The 23357-nt window shown below is 69.3% G+C and carries 19 protein-coding genes; 6 read left to right on the forward strand and 13 right to left on the reverse strand.

The window, feature by feature from the left end; genetic code table 11:
- The first annotated feature begins 458 nt into the window (after nucleotides 1-458).
- Nucleotides 459-2639, forward strand: a complete 2181-nt coding sequence (locus tag HJG45_RS06910; RefSeq protein ID WP_171611375.1) for a GNAT family N-acetyltransferase — start codon at nucleotides 459-461, stop codon at nucleotides 2637-2639.
- 254 nt (nucleotides 2640-2893) lie between these two features.
- Here the strand turns inward: HJG45_RS06910 and HJG45_RS06915 are convergent, their stop codons facing one another.
- From HJG45_RS06915 to hpnI, 5 genes are all read right to left on the reverse strand, one after another.
- Entirely contained in the window at nucleotides 2894-3868 is a 975-nt protein-coding gene (locus HJG45_RS06915; RefSeq protein ID WP_171611376.1) for a lysylphosphatidylglycerol synthase domain-containing protein, read from the reverse strand.
- Nucleotides 3865-4683: a hopanoid biosynthesis-associated protein HpnK gene (hpnK, locus tag HJG45_RS06920; protein ID WP_171611377.1), complete on the reverse strand. Its 819-nt coding sequence runs from the start codon at nucleotides 4681-4683 to the stop codon at nucleotides 3865-3867. Before hpnK ends, HJG45_RS06915 begins: the two co-directional genes overlap by 4 nt.
- Nucleotides 4684-4723: 40 nt before the next feature.
- Nucleotides 4724-5272, reverse strand: a complete 549-nt coding sequence (locus HJG45_RS06925; RefSeq protein ID WP_171611378.1) for a pyridoxamine 5'-phosphate oxidase family protein — start codon at nucleotides 5270-5272, stop codon at nucleotides 4724-4726.
- 11 nt (nucleotides 5273-5283) lie between these two features.
- On the reverse strand, nucleotides 5284-6741 hold the full coding sequence (hpnJ, locus tag HJG45_RS06930) for a hopanoid biosynthesis associated radical SAM protein HpnJ (protein ID WP_171611773.1): 1458 nt from the start codon (nucleotides 6739-6741) through the stop codon (nucleotides 5284-5286).
- Between the two features lie 72 nt (nucleotides 6742-6813).
- Nucleotides 6814-8010, reverse strand: a complete 1197-nt coding sequence (hpnI, locus tag HJG45_RS06935) for a bacteriohopanetetrol glucosamine biosynthesis glycosyltransferase HpnI (RefSeq protein ID WP_171611379.1) — start codon at nucleotides 8008-8010, stop codon at nucleotides 6814-6816.
- A gap of 285 nt (nucleotides 8011-8295) precedes the next feature.
- On the opposite strand from hpnI, the gene HJG45_RS06940 reads away from it, so the two are divergent.
- Complete coding sequence (locus HJG45_RS06940) at nucleotides 8296-9321, forward strand: VacJ family lipoprotein (protein WP_171611380.1); 1026 nt, start codon at nucleotides 8296-8298, stop codon at nucleotides 9319-9321.
- Between the two features lie 65 nt (nucleotides 9322-9386).
- Here HJG45_RS06940 and HJG45_RS06945 read toward each other — a convergent pair whose 3' ends face one another.
- Nucleotides 9387-9641 (reverse strand): hypothetical protein, encoded by a 255-nt coding sequence (locus tag HJG45_RS06945; protein ID WP_171611381.1) that lies wholly within the window; start codon nucleotides 9639-9641, stop codon nucleotides 9387-9389.
- Between the two features lie 170 nt (nucleotides 9642-9811).
- A complete protein-coding gene (locus HJG45_RS06950; RefSeq protein WP_254452339.1) occupies nucleotides 9812-10726 on the reverse strand; it encodes a hypothetical protein in 915 nt (304 codons plus the stop codon).
- Between the two features lie 203 nt (nucleotides 10727-10929).
- Here HJG45_RS06950 and HJG45_RS06955 point away from each other — a divergent pair, with 203 nt between their 5' ends.
- The 4 genes from HJG45_RS06955 (at nucleotide 10930) to HJG45_RS06970 (ending at nucleotide 13875) form a co-directional block, all read left to right on the forward strand.
- Nucleotides 10930-11838: a sulfite exporter TauE/SafE family protein gene (locus HJG45_RS06955; protein ID WP_171611382.1), complete on the forward strand. Its 909-nt coding sequence runs from the start codon at nucleotides 10930-10932 to the stop codon at nucleotides 11836-11838.
- Nucleotides 11832-12584: a TIGR02186 family protein gene (locus HJG45_RS06960; protein WP_171611383.1), complete on the forward strand. Its 753-nt coding sequence runs from the start codon at nucleotides 11832-11834 to the stop codon at nucleotides 12582-12584. The genes HJG45_RS06955 and HJG45_RS06960 overlap by 7 nt, the downstream gene beginning before the upstream one ends.
- Nucleotides 12584-13084: a universal stress protein gene (locus tag HJG45_RS06965; RefSeq protein WP_171611384.1), complete on the forward strand. Its 501-nt coding sequence runs from the start codon at nucleotides 12584-12586 to the stop codon at nucleotides 13082-13084. The genes HJG45_RS06960 and HJG45_RS06965 overlap by 1 nt, the downstream gene beginning before the upstream one ends.
- Before the next feature lie 230 nt (nucleotides 13085-13314).
- On the forward strand, nucleotides 13315-13875 hold the full coding sequence (locus tag HJG45_RS06970; RefSeq protein ID WP_171611385.1) for a NifU family protein: 561 nt from the start codon (nucleotides 13315-13317) through the stop codon (nucleotides 13873-13875).
- Between the two features lie 26 nt (nucleotides 13876-13901).
- On the opposite strand, the gene HJG45_RS06975 is transcribed toward HJG45_RS06970, so the two are convergent.
- The 6 genes from HJG45_RS06975 to HJG45_RS29355 form a co-directional block, all read right to left on the reverse strand.
- A complete protein-coding gene (locus HJG45_RS06975) occupies nucleotides 13902-15485 on the reverse strand; it encodes a hypothetical protein (protein WP_171611386.1) in 1584 nt (527 codons plus the stop codon).
- A 130-nt stretch (nucleotides 15486-15615) separates the two neighbouring features.
- Nucleotides 15616-16353 (reverse strand): glycosyltransferase family 32 protein, encoded by a 738-nt coding sequence (locus HJG45_RS06980; protein WP_171611387.1) that lies wholly within the window; start codon nucleotides 16351-16353, stop codon nucleotides 15616-15618.
- A 391-nt stretch (nucleotides 16354-16744) separates the two neighbouring features.
- The gene (locus tag HJG45_RS06985) at nucleotides 16745-17395 is read right to left on the reverse strand and encodes a glycosyltransferase family 32 protein (RefSeq protein ID WP_171611388.1); all 651 of its coding nucleotides are present in this window, start codon (nucleotides 17393-17395) and stop codon (nucleotides 16745-16747) included.
- Nucleotides 17396-17571: 176 nt separating this feature from the next.
- Complete coding sequence (locus tag HJG45_RS06990; RefSeq protein WP_171611389.1) at nucleotides 17572-19035, reverse strand: oligosaccharide flippase family protein; 1464 nt, start codon at nucleotides 19033-19035, stop codon at nucleotides 17572-17574.
- 454 nt (nucleotides 19036-19489) lie between these two features.
- Nucleotides 19490-20782: a glycosyltransferase gene (locus HJG45_RS06995; protein ID WP_171611390.1), complete on the reverse strand. Its 1293-nt coding sequence runs from the start codon at nucleotides 20780-20782 to the stop codon at nucleotides 19490-19492.
- Between the two features lie 976 nt (nucleotides 20783-21758).
- Nucleotides 21759-23156, reverse strand: a complete 1398-nt coding sequence (locus HJG45_RS29355) for an O-antigen ligase family protein (RefSeq protein ID WP_171611391.1) — start codon at nucleotides 23154-23156, stop codon at nucleotides 21759-21761.
- Nucleotides 23157-23357 lie beyond the last annotated feature (201 nt).

The raw sequence follows: 23357 nt of genomic DNA on the forward strand, positions 1-23357 counted from the left end.
CATACACCGCCTAAAGGTTGAGTGACAGCAACCCTTTATCATTCCTCGGTGAGCAAAACGATCCGAGTTAGGACTCTTCACGGTTTCATACTGGTCGCCGCGCGACCTCGCCAAACCACTGACAAGGCCAAGTTCTCACGCAATCACCGCGCAAATCGTTGCCGCCGCGACCTCACGATTACCGGCGGTGCTGCACCGCAAAGGTCTCACTGTGTTGTCAATGCGTGCGGTCGAAGGGCCATGTCATGTCTCGAAAGGTGAACAGCGCCGTTCCACCGAGTGACGGGACTGCGGCGCCATCACGCGATCGTGGGAATACAACCACGGGTGATGGCTTGAGAGGTTACGTAATCTTTTCATCGTCTACGATTGCGCTCCTGTAGACTATCTTTGGGCCGCAGACGACCACCCGTTGGTACCAGGCTCCGTTCCACGCCGCCTGCTACGAGAAGGACCTCATGACGCAACTTGCAGGTCTGGCCGAGACCATCGCCAGCAAGCTGACCGGCCCCAACGCCCTCGCTTTCGCCGCCGTGCTGGCGACGAGCCTGATCGCGTCGGTCGCGATGTACCTCTGGTCGCATCCAGGGCCGCGCGATCTCCGCAACTGGCTGCGCTTCGCCTTCCCGCGCGAGATCCTGACGCATCCCTCGGCCCGGGCGGACCTTTTCTTCTGGGTGACGCGCAAGCTGGTCATGCGGGTGATGTTCATCCCCGCCTCCGCCAGCGTCATCTTCGTGGTCGGCTACGCCACCGCCTCGCTGCTGAACCATGTGCTGGGCGGCGATTACCACGACGCCGCGCCGGCAGGTCCCTGGACGATCGTCTTCTTCACGATCACCGGCCTGCTCGCCTACGACCTATCCTATTACCTCTATCACCTCGCCCAGCACAAAATTCCCATCCTGTGGGAGTTACATAAGGTTCATCATTCGGCCGAGGTCATGGTGGGCATCACCAAGGATCGGATCCATCCGGTTGATGAGCTGATGAACCGGGTGTGGGACGGCCTCTTCGTCGGCGTCGTCTACGGCGTCTGGTACTACTTCGCCGTCGACCTCGTCGAGGCGACCGTCCTCGGCGTTAGCGTCTACGTGATCCGCAACATCCTGATGATGGATTTCATCCGGCACACGCATCTGCGCGTCTCCTTCGGGCCTCTCAATGGCGTGATCCTGTGCCCGCACTGGCATCAGCTGCATCACAGCGTCAACCCGAAGCACTACGACCGCAATTTCGGCCTGCTGCTTTCGGTCTGGGACCGCATGTTCGGCACCGCCTGCGTGCCGGAACCCAATGAGCGCTTCGAATTCGGCATCGGGCCGCGCGAGGGACGGGAGTACCAGTCGCTGTACGGGCTCTACATCCTGCCGTTGCGGCGCATGGCGGAAACCGCGCTCTCCTGGTTCCGTCCGGCACCGCGGGCGCGGCAGGACGGGCTGACGCTCGAAATCGTCCGCGACTCCGCGCGCCTTGATGCGGTGCGGGAGGGCTGGGAGGCGCTTGAGCGCCGCGCCCAGGCCGATGTCTTCCAGTCGCATGCCTGGATCGCCGCCTGGTGGCGCGGCGGCGGCGAGACGCAGGGCTTCGATCTCCACATCGCCCTCGCCTGGCGCGGCGCCGATCTGGTCGGTGTGCTGCCGCTGGTGGTGCAGCGGCGGCGCGGCCTGCGCATGCTCGGCTGGGCCGCGAATGACTGCACGGATTATTGTGACGCCCTGCTGGCCCCCGGCCTGGCGGCCCCCACCGTGCTCGAAGCGCTCTGGCGCGAGGTCGAGCGGCAGGGCGGTTTTGACATCGCCAGCATCAACCATCTGCGGGCGAATGCGGCGGCGCGGGCCTTGCCGTCGCTCAGCCGGCGCGTGCGGCTGCAGCCGGACCGGCGGACCGTGCTGGCCACCGGCGTGCGCCTCGATGCCTGGCGCGACTCCGCCGCCTTCTTCCAGGATCTCGGCAAGAAGGGCCGCAACAACGACCTGCGCGGCCGCCGCATCCTCGCCCAGACCGGGCCGGTGCGCTTCCGCACCGTCGAGGATCCCGCGGAACTCGCGCGGATCGTCGAGCAGATGCGGCTTCTGAAGACCGACTGGCTGAAGCGCGAGGGCCTGACCTCGCCCCTGCTTCAGGATGACGGCACGCTGCTGCGGGCGCTGATCGATGCGCTGGTGGCGAAGGGCAGCCTCCGGTTGATGGTGCTGGAGGCGGGTGACCGGCTCGCCGCAGGCCTCGTCAGCATGGTCGAGGGCCGGCGCCTGAGCGGCTTCCTCTCGGCCTTCGACCCCGAGTTCAACCGCGCCTCGCCCGGCACGCTGATCCTGGTGGACTATATCCGCTGGGCCATCGAGCACGGCTTCACCGAGGTCGACTTCCTGCGCGGCGACGAGAGCTACAAGGGGCGTCTCGCCAACCGGCAGGAGGTGCTCACCTCCTGCGTCGGGGCCGGCACGCTGCTCGGCCGGATGGCGATCGCGCTCGACCGCGCCCGCGCCGAGCGGCATCGGCTGCGGGACTGGCTGCAGGCCCGTCGCCAGCGGGCGCCGCAGCCCGCCGGCGAGGCCGGCATGGAGGCCAGCATGGCGCTTGGCGTCGGCGCGCCGCATGGCGTGGCCATGTCGGAAGGGACGCACGCGACGCCCTGACATGCCCGGGCGGGCGCCGAGACGCGCCCGCCCGGATGTCGCTGCGCAGATCCCGGCGGCGCCGCTGGCCGGGAGCGCGATGACCCTTCTAGACCATGATCCGCTCACACAGGGTCGCGGATTATGGTCCGGGCCGTTGTTTGATCGCGTGATCCACGCTTTTCGGTGAGTCCACCTCAAGCGATCACGCTCCAGCCGCTTGTTTTCGGAGCATCTTCACCCGTCCGAGTGTTTCCACTCGAACGGGATCTGCTCTAGCCCAGGCCCGGCGCCGCCGCGGCGATTCGCCGCTCCGCCCAGACCCAGGCCAGCAGCCCCGGCAGGAAGACAATCAGGTCGCGCAGCCGGCGCGCAATGGCGAGCGCCGCCGCCATCTCCGCCGGCAGGCCGAGCAGCAGGCCGAGGCCGAGGAAGCCCGCCTCCTGCAACCCCAGCGCCCCCGGCACCAGGAAGGCAGCGGAGGAGACCGCCTGGATCAGCGCCTCGATCGCCAGCGCCTCCGCCATGCCGACGGGGTGGCCGAGGAAATACAGCGCCAGCCAGATCTCGATGGCCCCGGCTGCCCAGCCGGCGAGCTGCCAGAGGAAGCAGCCGAGGATGGCGCTCCGCACCCGCCAGAGCCGCCGCGTCATCCGGTCGATGCGGGCCGAATGCGATTCGAGGGCGGGGAAGCGCCCCGCCGCCACCCCGTTCAGCAGCCGCGCCAGGCGCGAGAGGATGTCCGCCCGCTGCGCCAGGATGAAGCCGGCGGCAAGCGCCAGGCCGCAGAGCATCGCCAGCGCGATCCCGCCCCAGCCGATGCCGGCCCCGGCCCAGGCCAGCAGCGCCAGGCCAAGCAGCGCGAAGATGAGTTGGCTGAGAATGGAGATCGCCATATCGACCATCAGGCTGGCCGCGGCCGGGGCGACGGCCACGCCCTCGCCGCGCAGCAGGCGGTAGGAGGCGATCTCGCCGCCGACGCGGGCCACCGGCAGCAGCCCGTTCACCGATTCCCGGATCCAGACATTCGCCGTCATGGCAGCGAGGGAGGGCCGGCGCCGGTGCGGCAGCAGCAGCCGCCAGGCATGGCCGTTCAGCGCCATAGAAGGGATATGCGCCAGCGCCGCCAGCACCAGGCCAAGCCCGGCGCTCGCCAGCAGGGCGCCGACCTCGGTGAAGTCCTGCTGCGCCAGCAGCAGCAGCGCCAGAGCGAGGCCGCCGAGGGCCAGCAACGGGCCGAGGCGGCTCATGCGGCGAGCATCGTGGCATAGCCGCCGGTCCGGTGCCGGGCGGCGGCGGCGCGGACGCGCGGATCGGTCAGGGCGGCCAGCTCCTCGGCATAGCGGTAGCCCGGCGCCGCGCCGGGAAAGCCGCCGGCCGTCGCGGGATGCAGGTAGATCTCGGTCACGCCCGCCGGCAGTTGGGGCAGGATGGCGGCCAGCCGCTTGGTGGTGAAGGCGCCGGTCCAGCGCAGCCCGACCACCCGATCCGGCGCCCGCAGCCCATGCCGCGCGGCGAGGCGCCGCAACCAGAGCAGCATGGGCAGAAGCGCCCGCCCGGCGCCGGGCACCAGCGAGGGCGGTTCCCAGGGGATGCGCACGGCGCGGATGCCCTGCCGCGCCGCCTCGGCGAAGGCGATGCCGGCGATCACCGGGTGCAGGTGGTAGTGCTTGTGCGCATTGAGGTGGTCGCAGGCGAGGCCGGTCGCGCGGAAGGCGGCGAATTGCGCGGCGATCTCGGCCCGAAGCTGCGCCCGTGCCGCGCCGGAGACGGCGAGCGCGAGGCCAAGCCCGGCCATGTCGTCGCGGAAGCGGCCATCGGGCCGGACCAGCGCCGGGATGCGGCCGGGCGGCAGGCTCGGAGTGCCGTCGGTGAGCGTCAGATGCAGCCCGACCGCGAGGCCCGGATTGCGGCGGGCCAGCGCCACGCCCGCGGCGGCAGCCGGCTCGCCCACCATCAGGCTCGCCGATGTCAGCACGCCCTCGCGGTGCGCCTGCTCGATGGCGTCGTTCACCTCCGGCGCCAGGCCGAGATCGTCGGCATTGAGGATGACGCGCGCGGTCATGGCGCGGCGGATCGCGCCGGCGGCCGGGAGCGGCAGGCGCTCACGCCAGCCCTGTCGGCAGGCCGTCCAGGCTGCGGGCGTTCTTCTTCGTGCGATAATCGGCGAGACCCGCCTCGCCCTTGCGCCGCGCCCAGTCCTCGAGCGTGCGGCGCTCGCCGACATGCTCGAAGAGCGGCACGCCATAACCGCAGGAGGTCTGCACGAGATCGACCGCGAGCCGCACGATCTGCCGCGCGCCGGGCACCTCCTCGCCGCCATAGGCCCCGGCGAGGAGCGCGGCATAGGCGTCGCTGCCCCGCCTCAGGCTCTCGCCGCGGCCATAGAGGCGGAGGATCATGGGCGGCCCGGAAAACGCGCAGAACATCAGCGTCAGCCGGCCATCGGCTGCCAGATGCGCCGCCGTTTCGGCGCCGCTGCCGGTGCGGTCGAGCCAGCAGACGGCATCGGGGCCGAGCACGCGCAGCGCGGCGCCCTCGCGCGGCGAGAGGTTCACCCGCGCGCCCGGCGCCGCGCTGGCGGCGAAGAAGATGTGCTGCCGGGCGATGAAGGCGCGGTGCGCTTCCTCGATGCGGGGAAAGCGGCGAGCCATGCGCAGCCGGCTCAGGCCGCCGCCTTCTGCGTGAGCTTCCCTTGGGCGCTGGCCTTCGCCCGCTCGCGCAGGAAGCCGAAGAACTCCACGCCCTCGCGCAGCCGGCGCACCAGCATCTGCCGGTCGCGGATCATCTCGCCGCAGATCGAGGCGATCTTCGGCGCGCGGAAATAGAAGCGCCGGTAGAAGGTCTCGACGCTGTCGAAGATCTCGGTATGGCTGAGATGCGGATAGGCGAGCGGCGCGATCTGCACGCCATGCGCATCGACATATTCGGTGTTCGCCGTGTCCAGCCAGCCTTCCTTCGCCGCCTGCTCGAACAGGTGCGTGCCGGGATAGGGGGCGGCGAGGGAGACCTGCAGCGTGTGCGGGTTGGTCTCGATGGCGAAGCGGATCGTCTCCTCGATCGTCTCCTTCGTCTCGCCGGGCAGGCCGAGGATGAAAGTGCCGTGGATGGCGATGCCGAGCTCGTGGCAATCCTTGCTGAACTTCTTGGCGACCTCGATCCGCATGCCCTTCTTGATGTTGTGCAGGATCTGCTGGTTGCCGCTCTCATAGCCGACGAGCAGCAGGCGCAGCCCGCCATCCTTCAGCACCTTCAGCGTCTCGCGCGGCACGTTCGCCTTGGCGTTGCAGGACCAGGTGACGCCGAGCTTGCCCATCTCGCGCGCGATCGCCTCGGCGCGCGGCAGGTTGTCGGTGAAGGTGTCGTCGTCGAAGAAGATCTCCTTCAGGCCAGGGAAATTGGCCTTGATGTAGCGGATCTCCTCGATGACGTTCTCGACCGAGCGGGTGCGGTAGCGATGCCCGCCGACGGTCTGCGGCCAGAGGCAGAAGGTGCAGCGGCTCTTGCAGCCCCGGCCCGTATAGATCGAGACATAGGGATGCTTCAGGTAGCCGATGAAGTACTTCTCGTAGGCGAGGTCGCGCCGGTAGACAGGCGAGACGAAGGGCAGGCTGTCCATGTCCTCGAGGATCGGCCGGTCCGGGTTGTGGACCACCACGCCCTCGGCATTGCGGTAGCTGAGCCCCTTGATCGAGGCCCAGTTCTGGTCGTCCGCCACGTCCTTGATGGTGAAGTCGAACTCGTTGCGGGCAACGAAGTCGATCACCGGCGCGTCGCGCAGGCTCTCGGCCGCCTGCACCGCCACCTTGGCGCCGATCATGCCGACCTTGAGGTTCGGGTTCTCGGCCTTCAGCGCCTCGGCCACCTTCACGTCGGAGGCGAAGGAGGGGGTCGAGGTGTGCAGCACCACCAGGTCGTGCTGCCGCGCCATCGGCAGCACATCCGCCATGGTCTGGCGATGCGGCGGCGCGTCCACCAGCTTCGAGCCCTCGATCAGGGCGGCGGGCTGCGCCAGCCAGGTCGGGAACCAGAAGCTCTTGATCTCGCGCTTCGCCTGGTAGCGCGAGCCGGCGCCTCCGTCGAAGCCGTCGAAGGAAGGCGCCTGGAGGAACAGGGTCCGCATCGTCACTGGCTATCGCCCTTCATCATGCCTCGACATCACTCCCGGCAGGGCCGGCCCCGCATCGGACCGCCATCATCCTGCCGAAACCATCGTGCCGTCGGGGCGCATCCGGTACCGCCGGCCTTGCCACGTCACCGTGCCGCGGGCCAGCCCAAAGGCCCATATAGCGAAAGACAGGCCGTCGCGCAGGGGCAGCAGCGCGAGCCGCGCCGGACTGAGGCGGCGCTGCAACGCCTGGTCGACCCGAAGCGCCAGCGCCAGCCGCGCCAGCGCCGCCAGCGCCAGCGCCGCCCAGCCCGCCGGAGCCAGGGCGGCGGGCAGCAGCAGCATGGTCAGCCCTCCCCAGGCGAGCGGGAAGGTCACCCCCATCCCGGCATAGCCGCCCGGATCGAGCAGCCGCAGCGTCCGCGCCCAGCGCAGCTCGTGCCGCGCCAGCGCGCCCGGCCCCGGCTCGGTCATGACGTGCCCCGGCAGCACCGGCGCCACCACCACCCGGAGGCCGAGCCGGCGCACCGCCGCGCCGAGGGCGTGGTCGTCGGCCAGCAGCTCGGACAGCGCCGCGAAGCCGCCGATCCGCTTCAGCGTCTCCGCCCGCAGCGCCATGGTCGCGCCGTAGCAGCCATTGGCCCGGCCCATCGCCTCGCCCAGCGCGGCATGGGGCAGGAATTGCCAGTCGATCCAGAGCGCCGCGAGGCGCGACCACAGCCCGGCATCGCCCGCCTCGCCCCGGTAGAGGCAGGTCACCAGCCCCACCGCAGGATCGGCCAGCGGCGCGGTCACCGCGGTCAGCCAGTACCGCGGCACCAGCATGTCCGCATCGGCGACCACCAGCACCTCGTGCCGCGCCAGGCCCTCGAGGTTCACGAGCTGCGAGACCTTGCGGTTGGCCCCGTGCAGCCGCGGGTCGCGGATCAGCCGCGCCGGTATCGCGGGGGCGGCGGCCATCGCCGCCTCGGCCAGCGCGGCCGCCGGGTCCGCCGGGTCGCGCACGGCGAAGAGCACCTCGAAGGGCGCGGCATGGCGCTGCGCCAGGGTCGAGGCCAGCGCCCCCTCCAGCCCCGGCTCGCGGCCATGCAGCGGCTTCAGGATGCTCGCCGCGAGGGCCGGGCCGGTGGCCAGAGGGGTGACCGGAGGGGTGACCGGAGGGGTGACGGGCGGGGTCGCGGCCAGCCGCGCCACGGCGCGCGCCGCGAGCAGCGCCGTCACGCTGCCGGCAAGCGCCGCCAGCCCGGCAAGCAGGCCGAGGATCCCGAACAGAAGCTCCGTCATGAAATTTCAGCACCACCCAACATCGCGGCGCGGCCCCGGCCTGCGTTACAGCGCATTGACCCTGGCCGGAAGCGCGGCATGCGCCCTATCCCGTTGTACGCAGAGCAGAGTCGCGCGTCCGGGCGTTCGCGCCCTGCTGCGACCCGCTCCACAGCGGATGGCGTTCAAGAATGCACGCTGCTCCGCTGTAGCCTGTTGTTTTCAGAGCAGATTCGCGCGTCCGGGCGTTCGCGCCCTTCCGCGATCTGCTCTAGGGTGCCGCTCCCGCCGCCGAGTCCCTGCCGCATGACGCCCCCCCACATCGCCCTTCTCAGCCTTGGCTTGCTCCTCGCCGCCTGCGCGCAGCAGACGAGCACGGAGCGGACGAGCCCGCAGCCGGCGGACGCGCGCCCGGCCGGCCCGCCGCAGCAGGCTGCGCAAGGGGGTATGGAGAGGGGCGTGCAGCCGGGCAAGCCGTCGGTCGCCGCGGCGGCGCCGGTGGCCAGCCAGCCGACCGATCCGTCCGATCCCTTCGAGGTGACGAACCGCCGCATCCTCGCCTTCAACTTCACCATGGACGACGCGCTGTTCAAGCCGGTCGCCGAGGGGTACCGGGCGGTACTGGGGCCCTGGCCGCGGGCGCGCATCCACAACGTGCTGGAGAACATCAACGAGCCGGTGGTCGCGGCGAACCGCCTGCTGCAGGGCCGGCCGATCGAGGCCGGCACGTCCTTCATGCGCTTCGTCATCAACACCACGCTCGGGATCGGCGGGATGTTCGACTTGGCGCCGATCGGTGGTCCGCCGAAGCAGATCGCGGATTTTGGCCAGACCCTGGCGCACTGGGGGCTGCCGGACGGGCCCTATCTGATGGTGCCGATGATAGGGCCCTCGAACCCGCGCGACTTCGCCGGCATGGTTGCCGACGGCTTCATCAACCCGCTCAGCTACACCATGTCGGTCGGCGCCAATCTCGGCATTCTGGCCGGCACCGGACTCGACCAACGGGAACGCAACATCGAGGCGATCGACGAGCTGCGCTCCGGCTCCCTCGACGTCTATGCCCGGCTGCGCAGCCTCTGGCGGCAGAACCGCGATGCCGAGCTGGGCCGGGCCACCGAAATGGATCCTGAACTGCTGGAGGATCCTGGCGCCGCCGCTCCGGCGGTGGCCCCGCGCCCGGTTCGCCGGCCGAGCGCGAGCGCCGTGCGGCCGCAGGCGAAACGGGCACCGGCGCAGCCGGTGGTTCGGACGGCGCGTGCGGCCAAGAAGGCGGCGCCGGCTGCGGCGCCGCAACGAATCGCCGCCGGACGGCAGCGGCCGGGCGCCTGAACGCCGGCTCAGGCAGCTGATCGATCCCGCGACGGCCACAAGCCGGTGCGGGACCGATCGGTACATCAGTGCGACGTGTTGTCCTGCTGTGGCTGTGCGGATTGCTGCTGCTTCTGCGCCGCCTGCTTCTCGGCCTTGTGCCGCTCGTGCGTGCCGAGCGCGCAACCCGCGGCAGCGCCCGCGACACCATGGCCACTGCCGACCATATGGCCGGCGACGGCGCCGGCGGCACCGTATTTGAGGCACCCCCCCTTCTCCGCCAGGGCCGGCGCGGTGCCGGCGGCCAGGGCAAGGAGGGCGGCGAACATGATGTTGCGCATGATCCAGTCTCCGGTTGCTGCGGCATGACAACGTCGCCGCGCCTGGCCGGTTGGACCGCATCCCCCGAGATCCGCGCATTGCCGGGGCGCCTGCCCGCCATGGAACCCGGGCGGAGCCGACCGAACGGCTCCGCCCAGGAGGCTTTCGGCCCGCGATGCGGGGGCCGGGTTCAGGCGTAGCGGCGCGCCGCCACCGTGTTCCGGGTACCGACGCGGGCGCCGAGCACCGCGGCGACGGCGCCGAGCAGCATGGCCGCGAAGACCCAGTAGGCCGCGACGGCGCCGGCCGTCGCCGTGGCATCCGCCGCCTCGCGGGCCCGGGTCTCGGCTTCCTGCAGGGTCTGGTTGGCTTGGGCTTCCACCTGCTGCAAGCGGCGCGACGCTTCCTCCGGCGGGATGTTGTACTCGGTGGCGACGAGCCGGCTGAGGCGGTCGCGGTCGCCCTGGTCGAGATTGCCGCCGGTCACCCTGCGGGTCAGGAGCTGGGCGATCTCGGCATTGCGCTGGTCGCTGGTCATCTGCGCCGGGTCGCCGCCGGTGCGCAGCGCGTTCTGGGCGCGTTCGGCAAGCTGCTTGGGATCGACCCGCTGCGCCACCTGCCCAGCCGGGCCGGCCGCGGCCGAAGCGGCATTCCCCGCACCCTGCATCAGCCCACCGATCACCGAGGACGCGCCCTGCGCCGTGGTGCTGGCCGCGCCGGCGATGGCGTTTCCGAGCAGGACCGCCGAGAGCAGGAAGCCGACTGCCCAGACCGAGAGGCCGTGCAGCACGCTGTCGGTCACATCCGCCGAGCCGGAGAGGCGCGCGGCGACATAGCCGCCGGTGGCAAGGCCGATGAGGTTGGCGACCAGCAGCCAGATGCCGGCGCCGATGCTGAAGGCGGATGCGCCGGGCGTGCTGCCGGCGGTGGCATCGACGGTGCTGGCACCGATGGCCACGCCGAGGATGTTCAGCATCGTCCCAACGGCGACGGCGACGACGCCGCCGGCGAAGACCGCACCCCAGGAGATGCGGCTTGGCAGGGCCGGCCCGCCGTCCGGCACGGCGGTGCCGAAGCTGGCGGCGCCAGTTGTCGGTGTAGGCATGGTGGCGACCTCCGGTTGTGTTACTGCCGCAAAACGCCCATCCGGGCCGCCGGTTTGGTGCACCAGCATATGACCAGCCGGCATGTCCGCCGGGCCACGCTGTGGCCTGACTGCACCGTCCCCGGTGATTTCGGCCTTGCCCCTGCCGCGGCCCCGGTCCAAACCCGGCCTGAGCCCGCCCCGCTGCTGATCCGGAACATGCGATGCAGGTCTATCTGCCGATCGCCGAGATGTCGGTGGATGCCTTTCTCCTCATGGCCATCGGGTTCGGCGTCGGCTGGCTCTCGGGCCTGTTCGGTGTGGGCGGCGGCTTCCTGCTGACGCCGCTGCTGCTGCTCATCGGCATTCCCTCGCCCGTCGCCGTTGCCTCCGGCGCCAACCAGACCCTCGGCGCCTCCGTCTCCGGCCTGATCGCGCAGTGGCGGCGCGGCAATGTCGATGCGAAGATGGGTGCGGTGCTGCTTGTCGGCGGCTTCGCCGGCTCGGTGCTCGGCGTGCAGCTCTTCGCGCTGCTGCGCCGCATCGGCCAGGTCGACCTCGCCGTCTCGGTCTTTTACGTGGTGGTGCTCGGCACCGTCGGCGGGCTGATGGTGATGGAGAGCGTGCGGGCGATTCGCCGCCGCCGCAGCGCCACCCGGCGCAAGCTGCACGCGCATACCTGGATGCACGGGCTGCCGCTGAAGACGCGCTTCCGCAAGTCGCGACTCTACATCTCCGTCATCCCGCCCTTCCTGATCGGCGCCGGCATCGGCCTGCTCTCGGCGGTGATGGGGGTGGGCGGCGGCTTCATGCTGGTGCCGGCCATGATCTACCTGTTGGGAATGCCGACCTCGGTGGTGATCGGCACCTCGCTCTTCCAGGTGGTCTTCGTCGCCGCCAATGTGACGCTGCTGGCCGCGGTGCAGCTCGGCACGGTGGATGTGCTGCTGACCCTGCTGCTGCTGGTCGGCGGCGTCGCCGGGGCGCAATTCGGCGCCTCCATGGGCACGCGGCTGCGAGGCGAGGAGACCCGGGCGCTGCTCGGCCTGCTCGTGCTCGGCGTCGCGCTCAGCCTGCTCTGGGGGCTGCTGCGGCGGCCGGAGAACCTCTTCAGCGCCGGCCCGGCATGGTGATGCGCCGCATCCTGGCGGGGGCGCTGCTGGGCCTGGCCCTCGCCGGTGCCGCCCGGGCGCAGGAGCAGCCGCTCGTCGCCGCCCTCTCGCGCACCGATATCGAGGTGACCACCGGCTTCACCGGCGCCTCGCTCGTCGTCTTCGGCAGCACCGAGCAGCCGATCGGGCCGGGCGGCGACGAGGTGATCGTCGTCGCCCGCGGCCCGACGCGGCCGGTGGTGGTGCGGCGGAAGGTCGCGGTCGCCGGCCTGATCTGGGTGAACGGCCCCTCCGCCCGCTTCGCCGGGGTGCCGGGCTATTACGTGCTCGCCGGCACCCGGCCGGCCTGGCAGATCCTGCCGGAGGACCAGCGGCAGCGGCACGCCCTCGGGCTCGACGCGCTGCCGCTGGCCAGCACCGGCGCCCGCTCGCCCGCCTTCCGCCGGGCGCTGCTGGAACTCGAGCGCGATTCCGGCCTCTGGATCGAGGACAGCACGCCGGTCGAGATCGCCGGCAGCCGGTTGTTCTTCGTCCGCCTGCCGCTGCCCGCCGAGGTGCCGACCGGCGATTACCGGGTGGAGGTGCTGCTCGTCCGCTCCCGCCAGATCATCGCGCGGGAGGATCTGCTCTTCCGCGTCGACCGAGTTGGCGCCGCGGACCGCATCGCGACCGTCGCGCAGGTCCAGCCCTTGCTCTACGGTCTGGCCTGCATCGCCGTCGCCGCCCTGGCCGGGTGGCTTGGCAGCGTGCTGTTCCGGAGGGGCTGATGGGCGCGACCGCAGCGGAGACTGCCGCCACCGCCAAGCGGGACCGGGTCTTCCTGGTCGTCGTCGACGACAGCGAGGAGCGCGAGGTGGCGCTGCGCTATGCCTGCCTGCGCGCCCGCAACGGCGGCGGGCGGGTGGCGCTGCTGCGGGTCCTCGAGACGGCCGACATGATTGAATGGGCCGGGGTCGGCGTGCTGATGGCCGAGGAGCGGCGGGAGGAGGCGGAGAAGCTGCTCTCCGGCCTCGGCGCGCAGGTGCAGGAGATCACCGGCGGGCTGCCCATCGTCCTGATCCGCGAGGGCGATCCACGCGACGAGCTGCTCGCCCTGCTCGAGGAGGATCCGCGGATCTCCATCCTGGTCCTGGCCTCGGCCGCCACCGGCAGCGGGCCGGGACCGCTGATCTCGGCCCTCACCGGGCGCTATGCCAGCCGGGTGCGGGTGCCGCTGACCATCGTGCCGGGCGGGCTGGATGACAAGGAGCTCGAGCGGGTGACCTGATGCCGGGTCTCCGGTCGCCGGGCGCAAACCTGCGGTTTGCCGAGGCCTTCGCGCCATAAGGCGCAGGGCCCCGCTCGGAGCCTCGGACCGGTCAGGCGACCGGCCCGCTGGTATGAGGCGGCCCGCGGCGTCCCGCATGCGCGCAGCGCGCCCGTCGCATGGCCGCAGCCTTGCGCAGCGGGGGGAACCCGACCAATTTGGTCCGGAAAGTCCGACGCCAGGATGCGAGCATGTTCATCGAGACCGAAGGCACCCCGAACCCCGCGACGCTGAAGTTCCTTCCGGGCCGGGAGGTGATGGGGGATCGCGGCACGGCGGATTTCGCCTCGCCCGAAGCGGCGCTGCGCAGCCCCCTTGCGACCCGGCTCTTCGCCCTGCCGGGCGTGGCGAGGGTGTTCCTCGGCGGCGATTTCGTGACCGTGACCGAGGATGGGGAGCAGGGCTGGGGAGCGCTGAAGGCCCAGGTGCTCGGCGCCCTGATGGACCATTTCGTCTCCGGCCTGCCGGTGCTCGAGGCCGGCGGGGAGGAGGGCGAGGACGATTACGACCCAGATGACGCCGAGGTGGTGGAACAGATCAAGGAGTTGCTTGATACGCGCGTCCGCCCGGCCGTGGCCGGTGACGGCGGGGACATCGTCTTCCGCGGCTACCGGGATGGCATCGTGCGGCTGCACCTGCAGGGCGCCTGCTCGGGCTGCCCTTCCTCCCGCGCCACCCTGAAGCACGGGGTGGAGAACATGCTCCGGCACTACGTGCCGGAAGTGGTGGCGGTGGAGCAGGTGGAGGCCTGAGGTCCAGCAAGCGAGGCGGCGGCGAGTCAGCCGCCACGGCGCCGACGGTTGCGCTTGAAGTCTGCCACCTCGAAGCCGCTGCCACGGCCATAGGTGTGGAGGCCGGTATAGCCGCGCGGCGCGGCATGGTGGGCGACCACCGTCTCGCGGTACCGCTCCCGCGACAATTCCTGGACCTCGCACCAGACCAACCCGGCGCCGTAGGAGGCCGTGCAGTCCTGAGCCGGCCGGAAGAGCCGCCCTTCCCACTCGACCAGCGGCCCCGCCGGCCGCGCGGTGCCGGGATCGAGCTTCACTGGATTGCCGGGATGCGGCACCCAGGGTCCTTCGAGCCGCTCACTGCTGAAGAGCGACAGCGTGTCGTGCGAGCAGCTGCCATATTCGGTCACCGCCGCGAACATCCACCACAGGCCAGTGCCGCGATCGAAATGCAGGGTGGTGTCGGCGGCTTCGATATCCTCAAGCAGCACCGAGCGCAGGCGCCAGCGATCGGGGAAGCGCTCCGCCTCCCAGAGCTGGATGGTGCGGTTCTCGCTGGATTCCGGGATCATCAGCACATCCTCGCCGACCCGGAAGACGAAGGGATAGGAGAGGTGGTAAGGCAGGGTCAGCGTCTCGACTGGCGCGCTGGCACGGCCCTCGGCATCGAGCACGACATGGCTGATCCGGCCGCGATGCGTCGCGTAGTCGTAATCCTCGAAGAAAATCGCCGTCACGTCCCCATGCGCGAAGATCACGGGGTCGGCGTAGAAGCGATCCGGGCTAGATTCGAGGATGCGGAAGCTCGCGGCATCGAGGGAGAGATCGAGCGGTGAGCCGGCACCCTGCTGCCGCCGATAGCCGAAGCACCAATCCTCGTAGCGCAGCAGAGGCTTGGTGAACTGCCGGCCGAATTTGGGCAGGGTGGCGGAGGCCAAGCGGCGCGGCCAGTAACCGGCGGCCGGCAGGCCGGCATCCGGATCGGGCAGCGGTGTCGGCTCCGGCAGCGGCCGGCCGGTCAGCAGATGCTCGGCGGCCAGGCAGAGCAGGGTGACGGCGCGGCCGAGGATGCTGTCGAGCGCATGCCCGAGCGCGTCGCGCTGCGGCACGGCGAGCCGTGCCCCGAGCAGCAGCCGGCTGGCCTCCGGCGTGCTGAGCAGCACGCCGAGATGCGGCGCCTCGCCGGCGAGCAGCGGCGCGGCGAGGCCGCCGGTCTCGAAGCGCCCGTGATGGAGCGGCGAAAGGGTCCAGGCTGTCCGCAGACTGTCTGGCAGGGATTTTGGATCCCGCCCGGTGGCGTTGACGACCAGCGCCGTCGGCGCGACGGCCGCGGCGGGCGGCAAGGCCGCCGTCGGCATCCAGGCGGCGAGGTCCTGCGCCGTGGTGCCGAAGAGGCGGCGCTCCATCGGCTCGGAGGGCAGGGGCAGTTCGGCCGGCAGCGGCACCGGCGAGCGCAGGAGGCGGACCGGCACGGACAGCCGCTGCCCGAGGGCTTCGGCGAGGCGCGGCAGCCAGGCCCGCATCCGGTCGGACGGCGCGAGGAGAATGACTTCACCCGGTGCGGCGGCCTGGTGTGGCATCGGGCCGCTGGCCAGGGCGTCGCCGGCGAGGCGCGTGGCAGGCCCGCTCATGCGGCAGGCGTGGTCAAGCGGGCATCGGCCCGCAGCATCGTCCAAGACATGTCGCTGCCCCTTCCCTCAGTAGCCTCACGATGGATGCGGGAGATATCGCGATGCGGATGCTGCTGGATGGGCCTCGTGGTCAGGCGCGGTGGATGCGTGGGCGGGGCAGGGACGGCCGGTTCAGGCGCATCGGCCGGAGCTTCTGCAGGGTCTGCTTCAACCGCAGGCGGAGCATCATGCGCAGCGACATGTCGCCGAGCCAGGTGCCCTCCCAGTGATGGATGCAGAGGGTCCGCGGCGAGATGTTCGACTGCAGCGGCTTCTGCTTCAGGACAGTGGAGCTGTAGGGATTATACGGATAGAAATAATCCTCCGGCAGCACCAATGCATCGTCGAAGCGATGCGTGGCCAGGAGGCGCGTCACCATCTCGGGCAGCGGCTCGAAGCTCAGGGTGCCCGAGGCGGCCTCGGCATCGAGCTGCTCAAGGGCAAGCTTGAGGAAGCGATGGCCCTTCACCGCGCCGATGACGCCAGCGCCGACACTGTCCGGCAGCTGCAGGCCGATGAAGAAGCGCGCGTCGAGGAGTTGGTCGAAGGGCTTCAGGGCCTCGACATCGGTATCGAGGTAAATGCCGCCATGCTCGTAGAGCACCTTCAGCCGCACGTAATCCGCCACGAAGGCAAATTTCCGCTGCCGGTAGGCCATGTCGATATAGGGGATGGACCGATCGAGGCGCGTCTCGGTCCAGGCCTCGACCGTGTAGTCGGGCATGACCGCGCGCCACGTCTCCAGGCAATGCCGGCTGAGTTCGCTGATCGGGGAGCCGCCGAACCAACAATAATGTATCACCTTCGGGATACCGTTATCGTGTGTCATCCGGCCTTGCCTCCCCCGACATCCGTCAATCCTCTTGGTGCAGCGCGCATAGGCGATATGTCCCGCATATTTGCCATTATAGGTTTCGCAGCGGGACGCGCATCTAAACTCACCTGTACTGATCTCATAATTACGTTACATGATTGGTAAGATATCCAAACTGCATCTTTCCGGCTGATTGGCACAAGCACATTACGGGCAGCCCAACCCAGTATTACGGAACGATATTGGGTCAGGAAATGACGCCGGTTGCGAAGACACCACACGGTGAGGCGGGCCAGCCGACCATTCATCGATGCGCGAGGCAACACCTCCCGGCCGTTGGCCGCCTCGCTTCTTCAACGCCGTCACCGGATTGCAGCAGGGCCAGGCTGATGCTCGCTGGCCGGTCTCAGGCGCTGAGGTGCTGGAACCGCAGGCTCGCCTTCCGCAGCGCGTTCTTGAGGCGCAGACCGACCATCATGCGCAGCGACATATCGCCGAGCCAGGTGCCTTCCCAGTGATGGATGCAGTAGGTCTTCGCCGAGATGTTGCACTGGAGCGGCTTCTTGCGCAGCGTCACCTCGCTATAGGGATTGTAGGGGTAGAAGTAATCCTCGGGGAAAATGTTCAGATCCTGGTGGCCATGCGACGCGACCAGCTCCGTCACCAGCTCCGGCAAGGGCTGGAAGGTGAGCTTCCCCGTCATCGCCTCCTTGTCGAGGGCCTCCATCAGCAGGCGCAGGAAGGGATGCCCCTTGGCGCCGCCAATCACGCTGACGCCAACGCTGCCCGGCGATTGCAGGCCGAAGAACAGCGAGAGAGGCAGCAGCTCGTCCATCGACTGGACCGCTTCGATATCGGTGTCGAGATAGATGCCGCCGACATCGTAGAGGATCCGCAGTCGCATGTAGTCGGCGACGAAGGCGAATTTCTTCAGCTTGTACGCCGCTGCCACATAAGGGCTGTTGAGATCGAGCGCATTCTCGTCCCAGCGTCGGATCTCGTAGCCCGGCATGATGTCGCGCCAGGTCTGCAGGCAGCGCTGGCTGAGGCTGCTCAAAGGCGAGCCACCATACCAGCAGTAATGGATCTGCCGCGGGATTTGCTCCTGTTGAGCGGCGTGGTTTTCAGTGTTCACTTCACCATTCCCCTCGAAACGGACGTAGCCGGCAGACCTCATGTCCTGCCTGACGCTCCCCCCCCCCTTCGGCTTGCGCCGAGGCCAATTATGCTTCGTCATTCCACCGGGAATGCGGTCCTGCCGCCTCGCAGGGTCGCGACGGTCTGGCTGATCTGCTGCCAGCGCGTCGCCGACATGATCGCTCCGTAGAAGATTGCCCCAAGTACGACGCCGACAGCAAGCATGAGCGGTGCCGGCATGGTCGGGACGACCTTGGAGAGACACAGGATCACGAAGCCGCCCATGGCGAGCGACACGGCCAGGCATTGCGCGAGGGCACCGACGAAGCTTCGGATCCGGATGCCGAGGCAGGCGCGGAGCAGGACGGCATAGGTCGCCGCGACAAGCGATTCCCGGACCAGCAGCGCAAGGGCGATGCCGAGGATGCCGAAGACGGCCATCGTCGCCAGCAACACGGCGCCGATCACGGCCGCCGCCATCTCGACGACGAGATAGAGCTTGGCGCGGCCGATCGCCGAGATGGCGGTGCCCGACATGATATTGAGCGCCAACGGGATGCCGCCGAGGGAGAGGAGCTGCAACAGCAATTCGCTCTGGCCCCAGGTCTTGCCGAAGAGCACGTGCACGGCCTGCGGCGCGACGGCGGCGAGGCCGACAAAGGCCGGGAAGGCGACGAAGGCCAACCCCTCGAGGCTGCGGAGGAAATTCGTCCGCAGCTGCACCGGATTGCCCTGCAGCCTCGTATAGGTGACGAAGAACAGCTTCGAGGCCGGCGCCAGCAGCGTCGAGCCGACGGATTCGAAGATGCGCGCCGCGAGCTGATAGGCGCCGAGCACATCCGGCCCCCAGAGCCAGGCGATCAGCAGCCGGTCCATCTGGTTGCGGAGGAAGAAGGCGATCCGCTGGCCGCCGATCGCCGCGCAATAGCCGTAGAGTTCGGTGACATGCCGGCGGGAGAAGCGGCCGACCGGCTGGCGGATGGCGCAGGCCAGGGCACCGGCGGCATAGACCACCTTCTCGGTGAGGAAGTAGGCGACGAGCGACCAGATGCCCCAGCCGAGCAGCATCAGCACAACGCCGATGGCGCAGCCCGACACCGCGCCCACCACCTGCAGCAGCGAGATGAGATGGAAACGCGCCTGCCGCCGCAGCGTGCCGACATGCGCCGAGGCGATGCAGAGCAACGCGACGCTGCCGATCATCCAGGGCAGCACATGCGCCAGCTGCGGCACGGAGAACAGCGTCGCCAGGGGGCCCGAGGCGAGCACGCCGAGGAGCGTGAAGAGGGCCGCCAGCGCCGTCGCCATGCCGATGGCGGCGCCCATATGCCCGTCTTCGAGCACGGCGCGCTGGACCACCGTCTCCGAGACCGCGTCGAAGACGCCGTATTCCAGCGCCAGCACCAGGGCGCTGGCCAAGGCGAAGACGCCGATCTCATCCGGCGCCAGCAGCCGCGCGGCCATGATGTAGAGGACCAGCGTCGATGCCTGACGCACCCAGGCCGCAGCCGATGACGACAGCAGGCCGGTCAGGACCTGCCGTGTCGAGATCGTGGTCACGCCGTCACCCGCCGCACCATGCCTGCATCCACCCTCATCCCTGGGTCATCCTCTGCCGCATGCCCTGCTCTGCCATCTCCGCGCATCCGATGACCGATCCGCGTCCCGCAGCCAGATCCGCATGGGCAGACGCCACCGCTTCCACCCGCTCCGGACCGCCTTGTCCCCGGCGAGACCGGAACATCAAGCGGCATTCCTGCTGCCCTGATCCGCGCTTCGATGCGTCGTGAAGGCCACTGCGACCATTCCACCTACAGGCATGACAGGCCCATATGCGGGTATCCAAGTCAATTCACCAGGTCAGGCCTCGCCCAAGGGTGAGGTCAACACGCCTGCGATTCGCGTCAGCGTCGATGCCGACGACGAGAGAACTCAATCCGACGCCCGAAATGGGCAAGGATGCGGCGACCGCAAGCCAGTCGCCCATCCCCGCCCGACCGCGTCTCACGCAGGGTCACGTCGCATCGATCGTGGCGGTGCGCCAGGACGGGCGGGAGGGCGTGGCGGCTTCATAGACCGAGAGGATGTCCTCCACCATCTGCTGCACGCCGGCGGTCTCGCGGCGCGGCTGCCGTGCCGATTCCGCCATCGCCTCGCGCTGGGCGCCATCCGTCACGAGGGTGGCGAGACATGCGCCGAAGCGATCGACATCCTCGACCGGCACGCAATAGCCGTTATGTCCGTCGAGGATGAGGTCGGAGGCGCTGCCGGTCGCGGTGGTGATGACCGGCAGGCCGGCCGCCATTGCCTCCAGCAGGCTGTAGCTCGCCGCCTCGTAGCGGCTCGGCATGGCGAAGATGTCGAAGGCGCGCAGCAGCGGCTCCGCCGGGCGGGCGCCGAGCCAGAGCACCTTGGCGCCGATGCCGAGCGTCTCGGCCTGGCGCCGCGCCGCGGAGGCCAGTTCGCCATCGCCGATGACCACCAGCCGCGCCGGGGCCTCGGCCGGGACGCGGGCGAAGCAGTCGAGCAGCCGGTCGATGCCCTTCTGCTCGCTGAGCCGGCCGACGAAGCCGATGGCGACCTCCTCGTCGCGCAGGCCGATCTGCTGCCGCGCCGCCTCGCGCGGCAGGCAATTCGGCTCGCCGACCGTGTTCGGCACCAGGGCGAGGCGCGTGTCGCGGATGCCGAGGCGGCGGCATTCCTCGAACTCGGCCCGGCTGACGGCGATGATCTTGTCGGTCAGCCAGGACAGCGAGACCTCCGCCGTCTGATAGAGCTGCCGCATCCGCGGCGAGAGGTTCGGCGACATGGTGTAGATCGCGTGCGGCGTGTAGACGACGCGCGCGCCGAGACCGCTGGCGGCGAAGCGCGCCAGCAGCCCCGCCTTCGAGCTATGGCAATGCACGACGTCGAAGGGCCCGTGCTCGCGCATCACCCGACGCACCGCGAGCACCGCCTTGGCATCGGCCGGGTGCGGCCGGCTGCGCATCGTCACCACGCTCTGCCGCACATTGGGCAGGCGCGCGAGACGCTCGGTGAACACGCGGTCGCAACGACCCGAGGAATACACCACATGAACCTCGCAGCCCCGCTGCAGCAGGCCCTCCGTCAGGTCGAGCACGTGCCGGCCCACGCCGGTCGCCGCGCATTCCACGACCTGCAGGATGCGCGGCGGACGGCAGGCTTCCGCCGCGCTCGACTGCAGGCGCCGTGCCTCGGCCCGCCCGGCCCGGTCGGCCTGCGACGTCCTGAGCAACCAAGCCGCCGGAAGGGCGCGATCGGCGCGCACATCCATCATCCTTGCCATCACACTATCCCCGCGATCACTGAGCGAGCGAGCTCGTCCAAGCCACAATCGCGCCGCATTTGGACTGCCGGACTGTATTCGCCACAACAAACAATAACTTTACCGCTTTCAACTAACAGCAACAATAATCAGCGGTTGAGGGGTCGCTAGCCTGCACAAGTATAACGAAATCACGCGAACTGAAGTGATGTACGTTACATCTCTGTGACCAGACGTGACGAACCTCGAATCCAAACCGCACGGATAAAGCTCTCCCAAGAGTCTTGCACCTCATGGTTGAAAGGCGCTCCGGTTTTCACCTGTTGCGTCATGCGCTGAGAATCGTTGCTGTGATGAAGGTGACCGCCCGGCCCACGGCTCCCTTCCATATCCCGCGGCGGCGCCCTACGCCGCTACAACCACGGCCCCGCTCACCAGTTGCCGCGTCCGCCATCCCGTCACCCGACGGAGCGGGGACAGTCACGCGAAGTTCGGACGATTCCTCCGCATTGCGCAGACTGCCATGTTGGCGCGGCGGCAAACGACTTGCACCCTGTCCATCTCTGGCGGCATGCGAACCGCGGCAAGCTGGTCGTGCACCGGATGCCTCCTACGGCGTGTGCGCCTCTCTCCTCATGATTTCGGCATGGCGTGCCATCCAGCAGCCTGCCGCCGCGCATCCCGCGCAGACAAACCCGAGCTTGTCGCCCACCGGCATGCCTGAGCTTGGCAGTGACACGGCTTGGCACCGATTCTCTCGCGCAGCGTGCCGGTCAGGTCAATGCAATTGCTGCACTGCAACCGATGCCAATCGTGTTAGCGGAACCTCTTAAGGACGTGATGTCACATCGCGCCATAAAGCGTTATCCCCACGGCGCAAGCCGGCGAGACGTTTCGAACCTGTGGCGGGGCCGCGCGGTTCATGCCCTGGTCAGGCCAAGCGATTGCAAAGCCTCGCTGCCCGATCGGCGGCGTCCAGCCGATCGGGCTCTGCCGCCTATGCCATCCGGCGCCGGAGCTGCGCATCGATGGCAGGCGGCGCTTGGCGCGGCGTGCCGGGCGCCGGGCGGCGCGGCTGCATCGGCAGCCCGAGCCCGATGCCCATGGCGATCCAGCCGCCGAAGAAGCGGAAGCTGTCGATGCTGAGCCCGAGCAGCAGCACACCCAGCAAGGTCATGCCCACGGCGAAATGCATGTCGCGCAGGCTGGCGTCGAGCGCCTGGTTACGCGCGCTGCGGAAGGCCCGCAGGGTCAGCGTGCCGATGAAGCCGAGCCAGACGAGGTAGCCGAGGATCCCGGTTTCCGACAGCAGGCGCGCATGGATCGAGTAGCTCGGTGGCCACTTGATGTTACCGTCGTCGATGTATTCGCGCACCTCCCAGCTGCGGAGATCATCGGCCCGGATGTAATCGGGATAATGATAGCCGAACTGGCCGAAGCCCACGCCGAGGAGCGGCCGTGACCGGAACATGGACAAGGCGGAGCGGATGCCGACCGAGCGGGTGATGTTCGAGGTGTTCTCGTCGCTGTCGGTCTCGATCGGCTTCGGCGTGCCGTACTCGATGAGGTTCGTCACCAGGGTGGCGGTGCTCTGGTAGAAGCCGGTATTGCCGGCGAGGAGCACGACCGCCACGCCGAGCCCGGCCAGGGCATAGACCACCTTGTCCATCCGCGACTGGGCATGGGCCCAGAAGACGATGACGAACTGGATGCCGACCACGAGCATCGCCGTGCGGGACTGGGCGAGGATGACCAGGACGAGGGCCAGCGGCGCGTAGAAGCGCGAGGCGTTGCGCTCACCTGGCAGCCGGACGACGGCGAAGGGCAGGAAAAAGCTCAGCAGCGCGCCCGCCCAGGAGACCTCGAAGGCCGTCATGCGGAGCCGTTCCACGTAGACCGGGCCGGAATCCGAGTGGATGACGTTCGCAAGCGCCGTGTGGATATCCGTCAGCCCCGGCACCGAGTACCAGGAGGCGAACTCCAGCACGCCCATGAACGCCATCACCAGGATGGCGCCGCGCGCGCCCTTCACTACGGCGGTGACCATGCCGATCCGCGCGACCCGGTAGTAGACGATGATGATCAGGACGCCGAAGGCGAGGATCATGCTCTGGGTGAGGATGCGCCCGACGCCGGAACGGCCCTTGAAGAAGGCGTTCGAGATCTCGCCGAAATTCATGGCGATGCCGGCGAGCACGACGAGGCTGAAGGCCAGGACGAAGCGCGCCACCGGCTGCGGGATCTCGAGCCCGCCCTCCCAGAGCATCAGGCGCAGCATGAGGATCGGCAGGATCAGGATGAACGCGTCGTGCGCGATCTCACCCAGCGGCAGGAACTCGACGAGGTCGTTGAAGGCGACCAGCACAATGGAGAGGGCGATCAGCGCCGCGGTCACGCCGGTGCGGGCCGCCGGCCTGGCCTGCGGTTGGGAGCGTGCGAGCGGCGGGCGCATTGCCCCGAGTTCTATGGCCAAGGCTGATCTCCGACGCTGAAGGCGAGGTCGCTGTCCGCGGGCATGGTCTCTGCGGGCATGGTCAGCAGGCTGGCCGCCGGGCGAGGCGGGTCGGCATGGCCGACCACGCTGCCGCCTGGTGGC

Source organism: Roseicella sp. DB1501 (assembly GCF_013112485.1).
In the GTDB taxonomy this organism is placed as follows: domain Bacteria; phylum Pseudomonadota; class Alphaproteobacteria; order Acetobacterales; family Acetobacteraceae; genus Paracraurococcus.

What these genes read in the sequence shown, in the direction of transcription:
- HJG45_RS06910 (WP_171611375.1), top strand. Translation starts at nt 459, where the DNA reads ATGACGCAACTTGCAGGTCTGGCCGAGACCATCGCCAGCAAGCTGACC.
- HJG45_RS06915 (WP_171611376.1), bottom strand. Translation starts at nt 3,868, where the DNA reads ATGAGCCGCCTCGGCCCGTTGCTGGCCCTCGGCGGCCTCGCTCTGGCG.
- hpnK (WP_171611377.1), bottom strand. Translation starts at nt 4,683, where the DNA reads ATGACCGCGCGCGTCATCCTCAATGCCGACGATCTCGGCCTGGCGCCG.
- HJG45_RS06925 (WP_171611378.1), bottom strand. Translation starts at nt 5,272, where the DNA reads ATGGCTCGCCGCTTTCCCCGCATCGAGGAAGCGCACCGCGCCTTCATC.
- hpnJ (WP_171611773.1), bottom strand. Translation starts at nt 6,741, where the DNA reads ATGCGGACCCTGTTCCTCCAGGCGCCTTCCTTCGACGGCTTCGACGGA.
- hpnI (WP_171611379.1), bottom strand. Translation starts at nt 8,010, where the DNA reads ATGACGGAGCTTCTGTTCGGGATCCTCGGCCTGCTTGCCGGGCTGGCG.
- HJG45_RS06940 (WP_171611380.1), top strand. Translation starts at nt 8,296, where the DNA reads ATGACGCCCCCCCACATCGCCCTTCTCAGCCTTGGCTTGCTCCTCGCC.
- HJG45_RS06945 (WP_171611381.1), bottom strand. Translation starts at nt 9,641, where the DNA reads ATGCGCAACATCATGTTCGCCGCCCTCCTTGCCCTGGCCGCCGGCACC.
- HJG45_RS06950 (WP_254452339.1), bottom strand. Translation starts at nt 10,726, where the DNA reads ATGCCTACACCGACAACTGGCGCCGCCAGCTTCGGCACCGCCGTGCCG.
- HJG45_RS06955 (WP_171611382.1), top strand. Translation starts at nt 10,930, where the DNA reads ATGCAGGTCTATCTGCCGATCGCCGAGATGTCGGTGGATGCCTTTCTC.
- HJG45_RS06960 (WP_171611383.1), top strand. Translation starts at nt 11,832, where the DNA reads ATGGTGATGCGCCGCATCCTGGCGGGGGCGCTGCTGGGCCTGGCCCTC.
- HJG45_RS06965 (WP_171611384.1), top strand. Translation starts at nt 12,584, where the DNA reads ATGGGCGCGACCGCAGCGGAGACTGCCGCCACCGCCAAGCGGGACCGG.
- HJG45_RS06970 (WP_171611385.1), top strand. Translation starts at nt 13,315, where the DNA reads ATGTTCATCGAGACCGAAGGCACCCCGAACCCCGCGACGCTGAAGTTC.
- HJG45_RS06975 (WP_171611386.1), bottom strand. Translation starts at nt 15,485, where the DNA reads ATGAGCGGGCCTGCCACGCGCCTCGCCGGCGACGCCCTGGCCAGCGGC.
- HJG45_RS06980 (WP_171611387.1), bottom strand. Translation starts at nt 16,353, where the DNA reads ATGACACACGATAACGGTATCCCGAAGGTGATACATTATTGTTGGTTC.
- HJG45_RS06995 (WP_171611390.1), bottom strand. Translation starts at nt 20,782, where the DNA reads ATGGCAAGGATGATGGATGTGCGCGCCGATCGCGCCCTTCCGGCGGCT.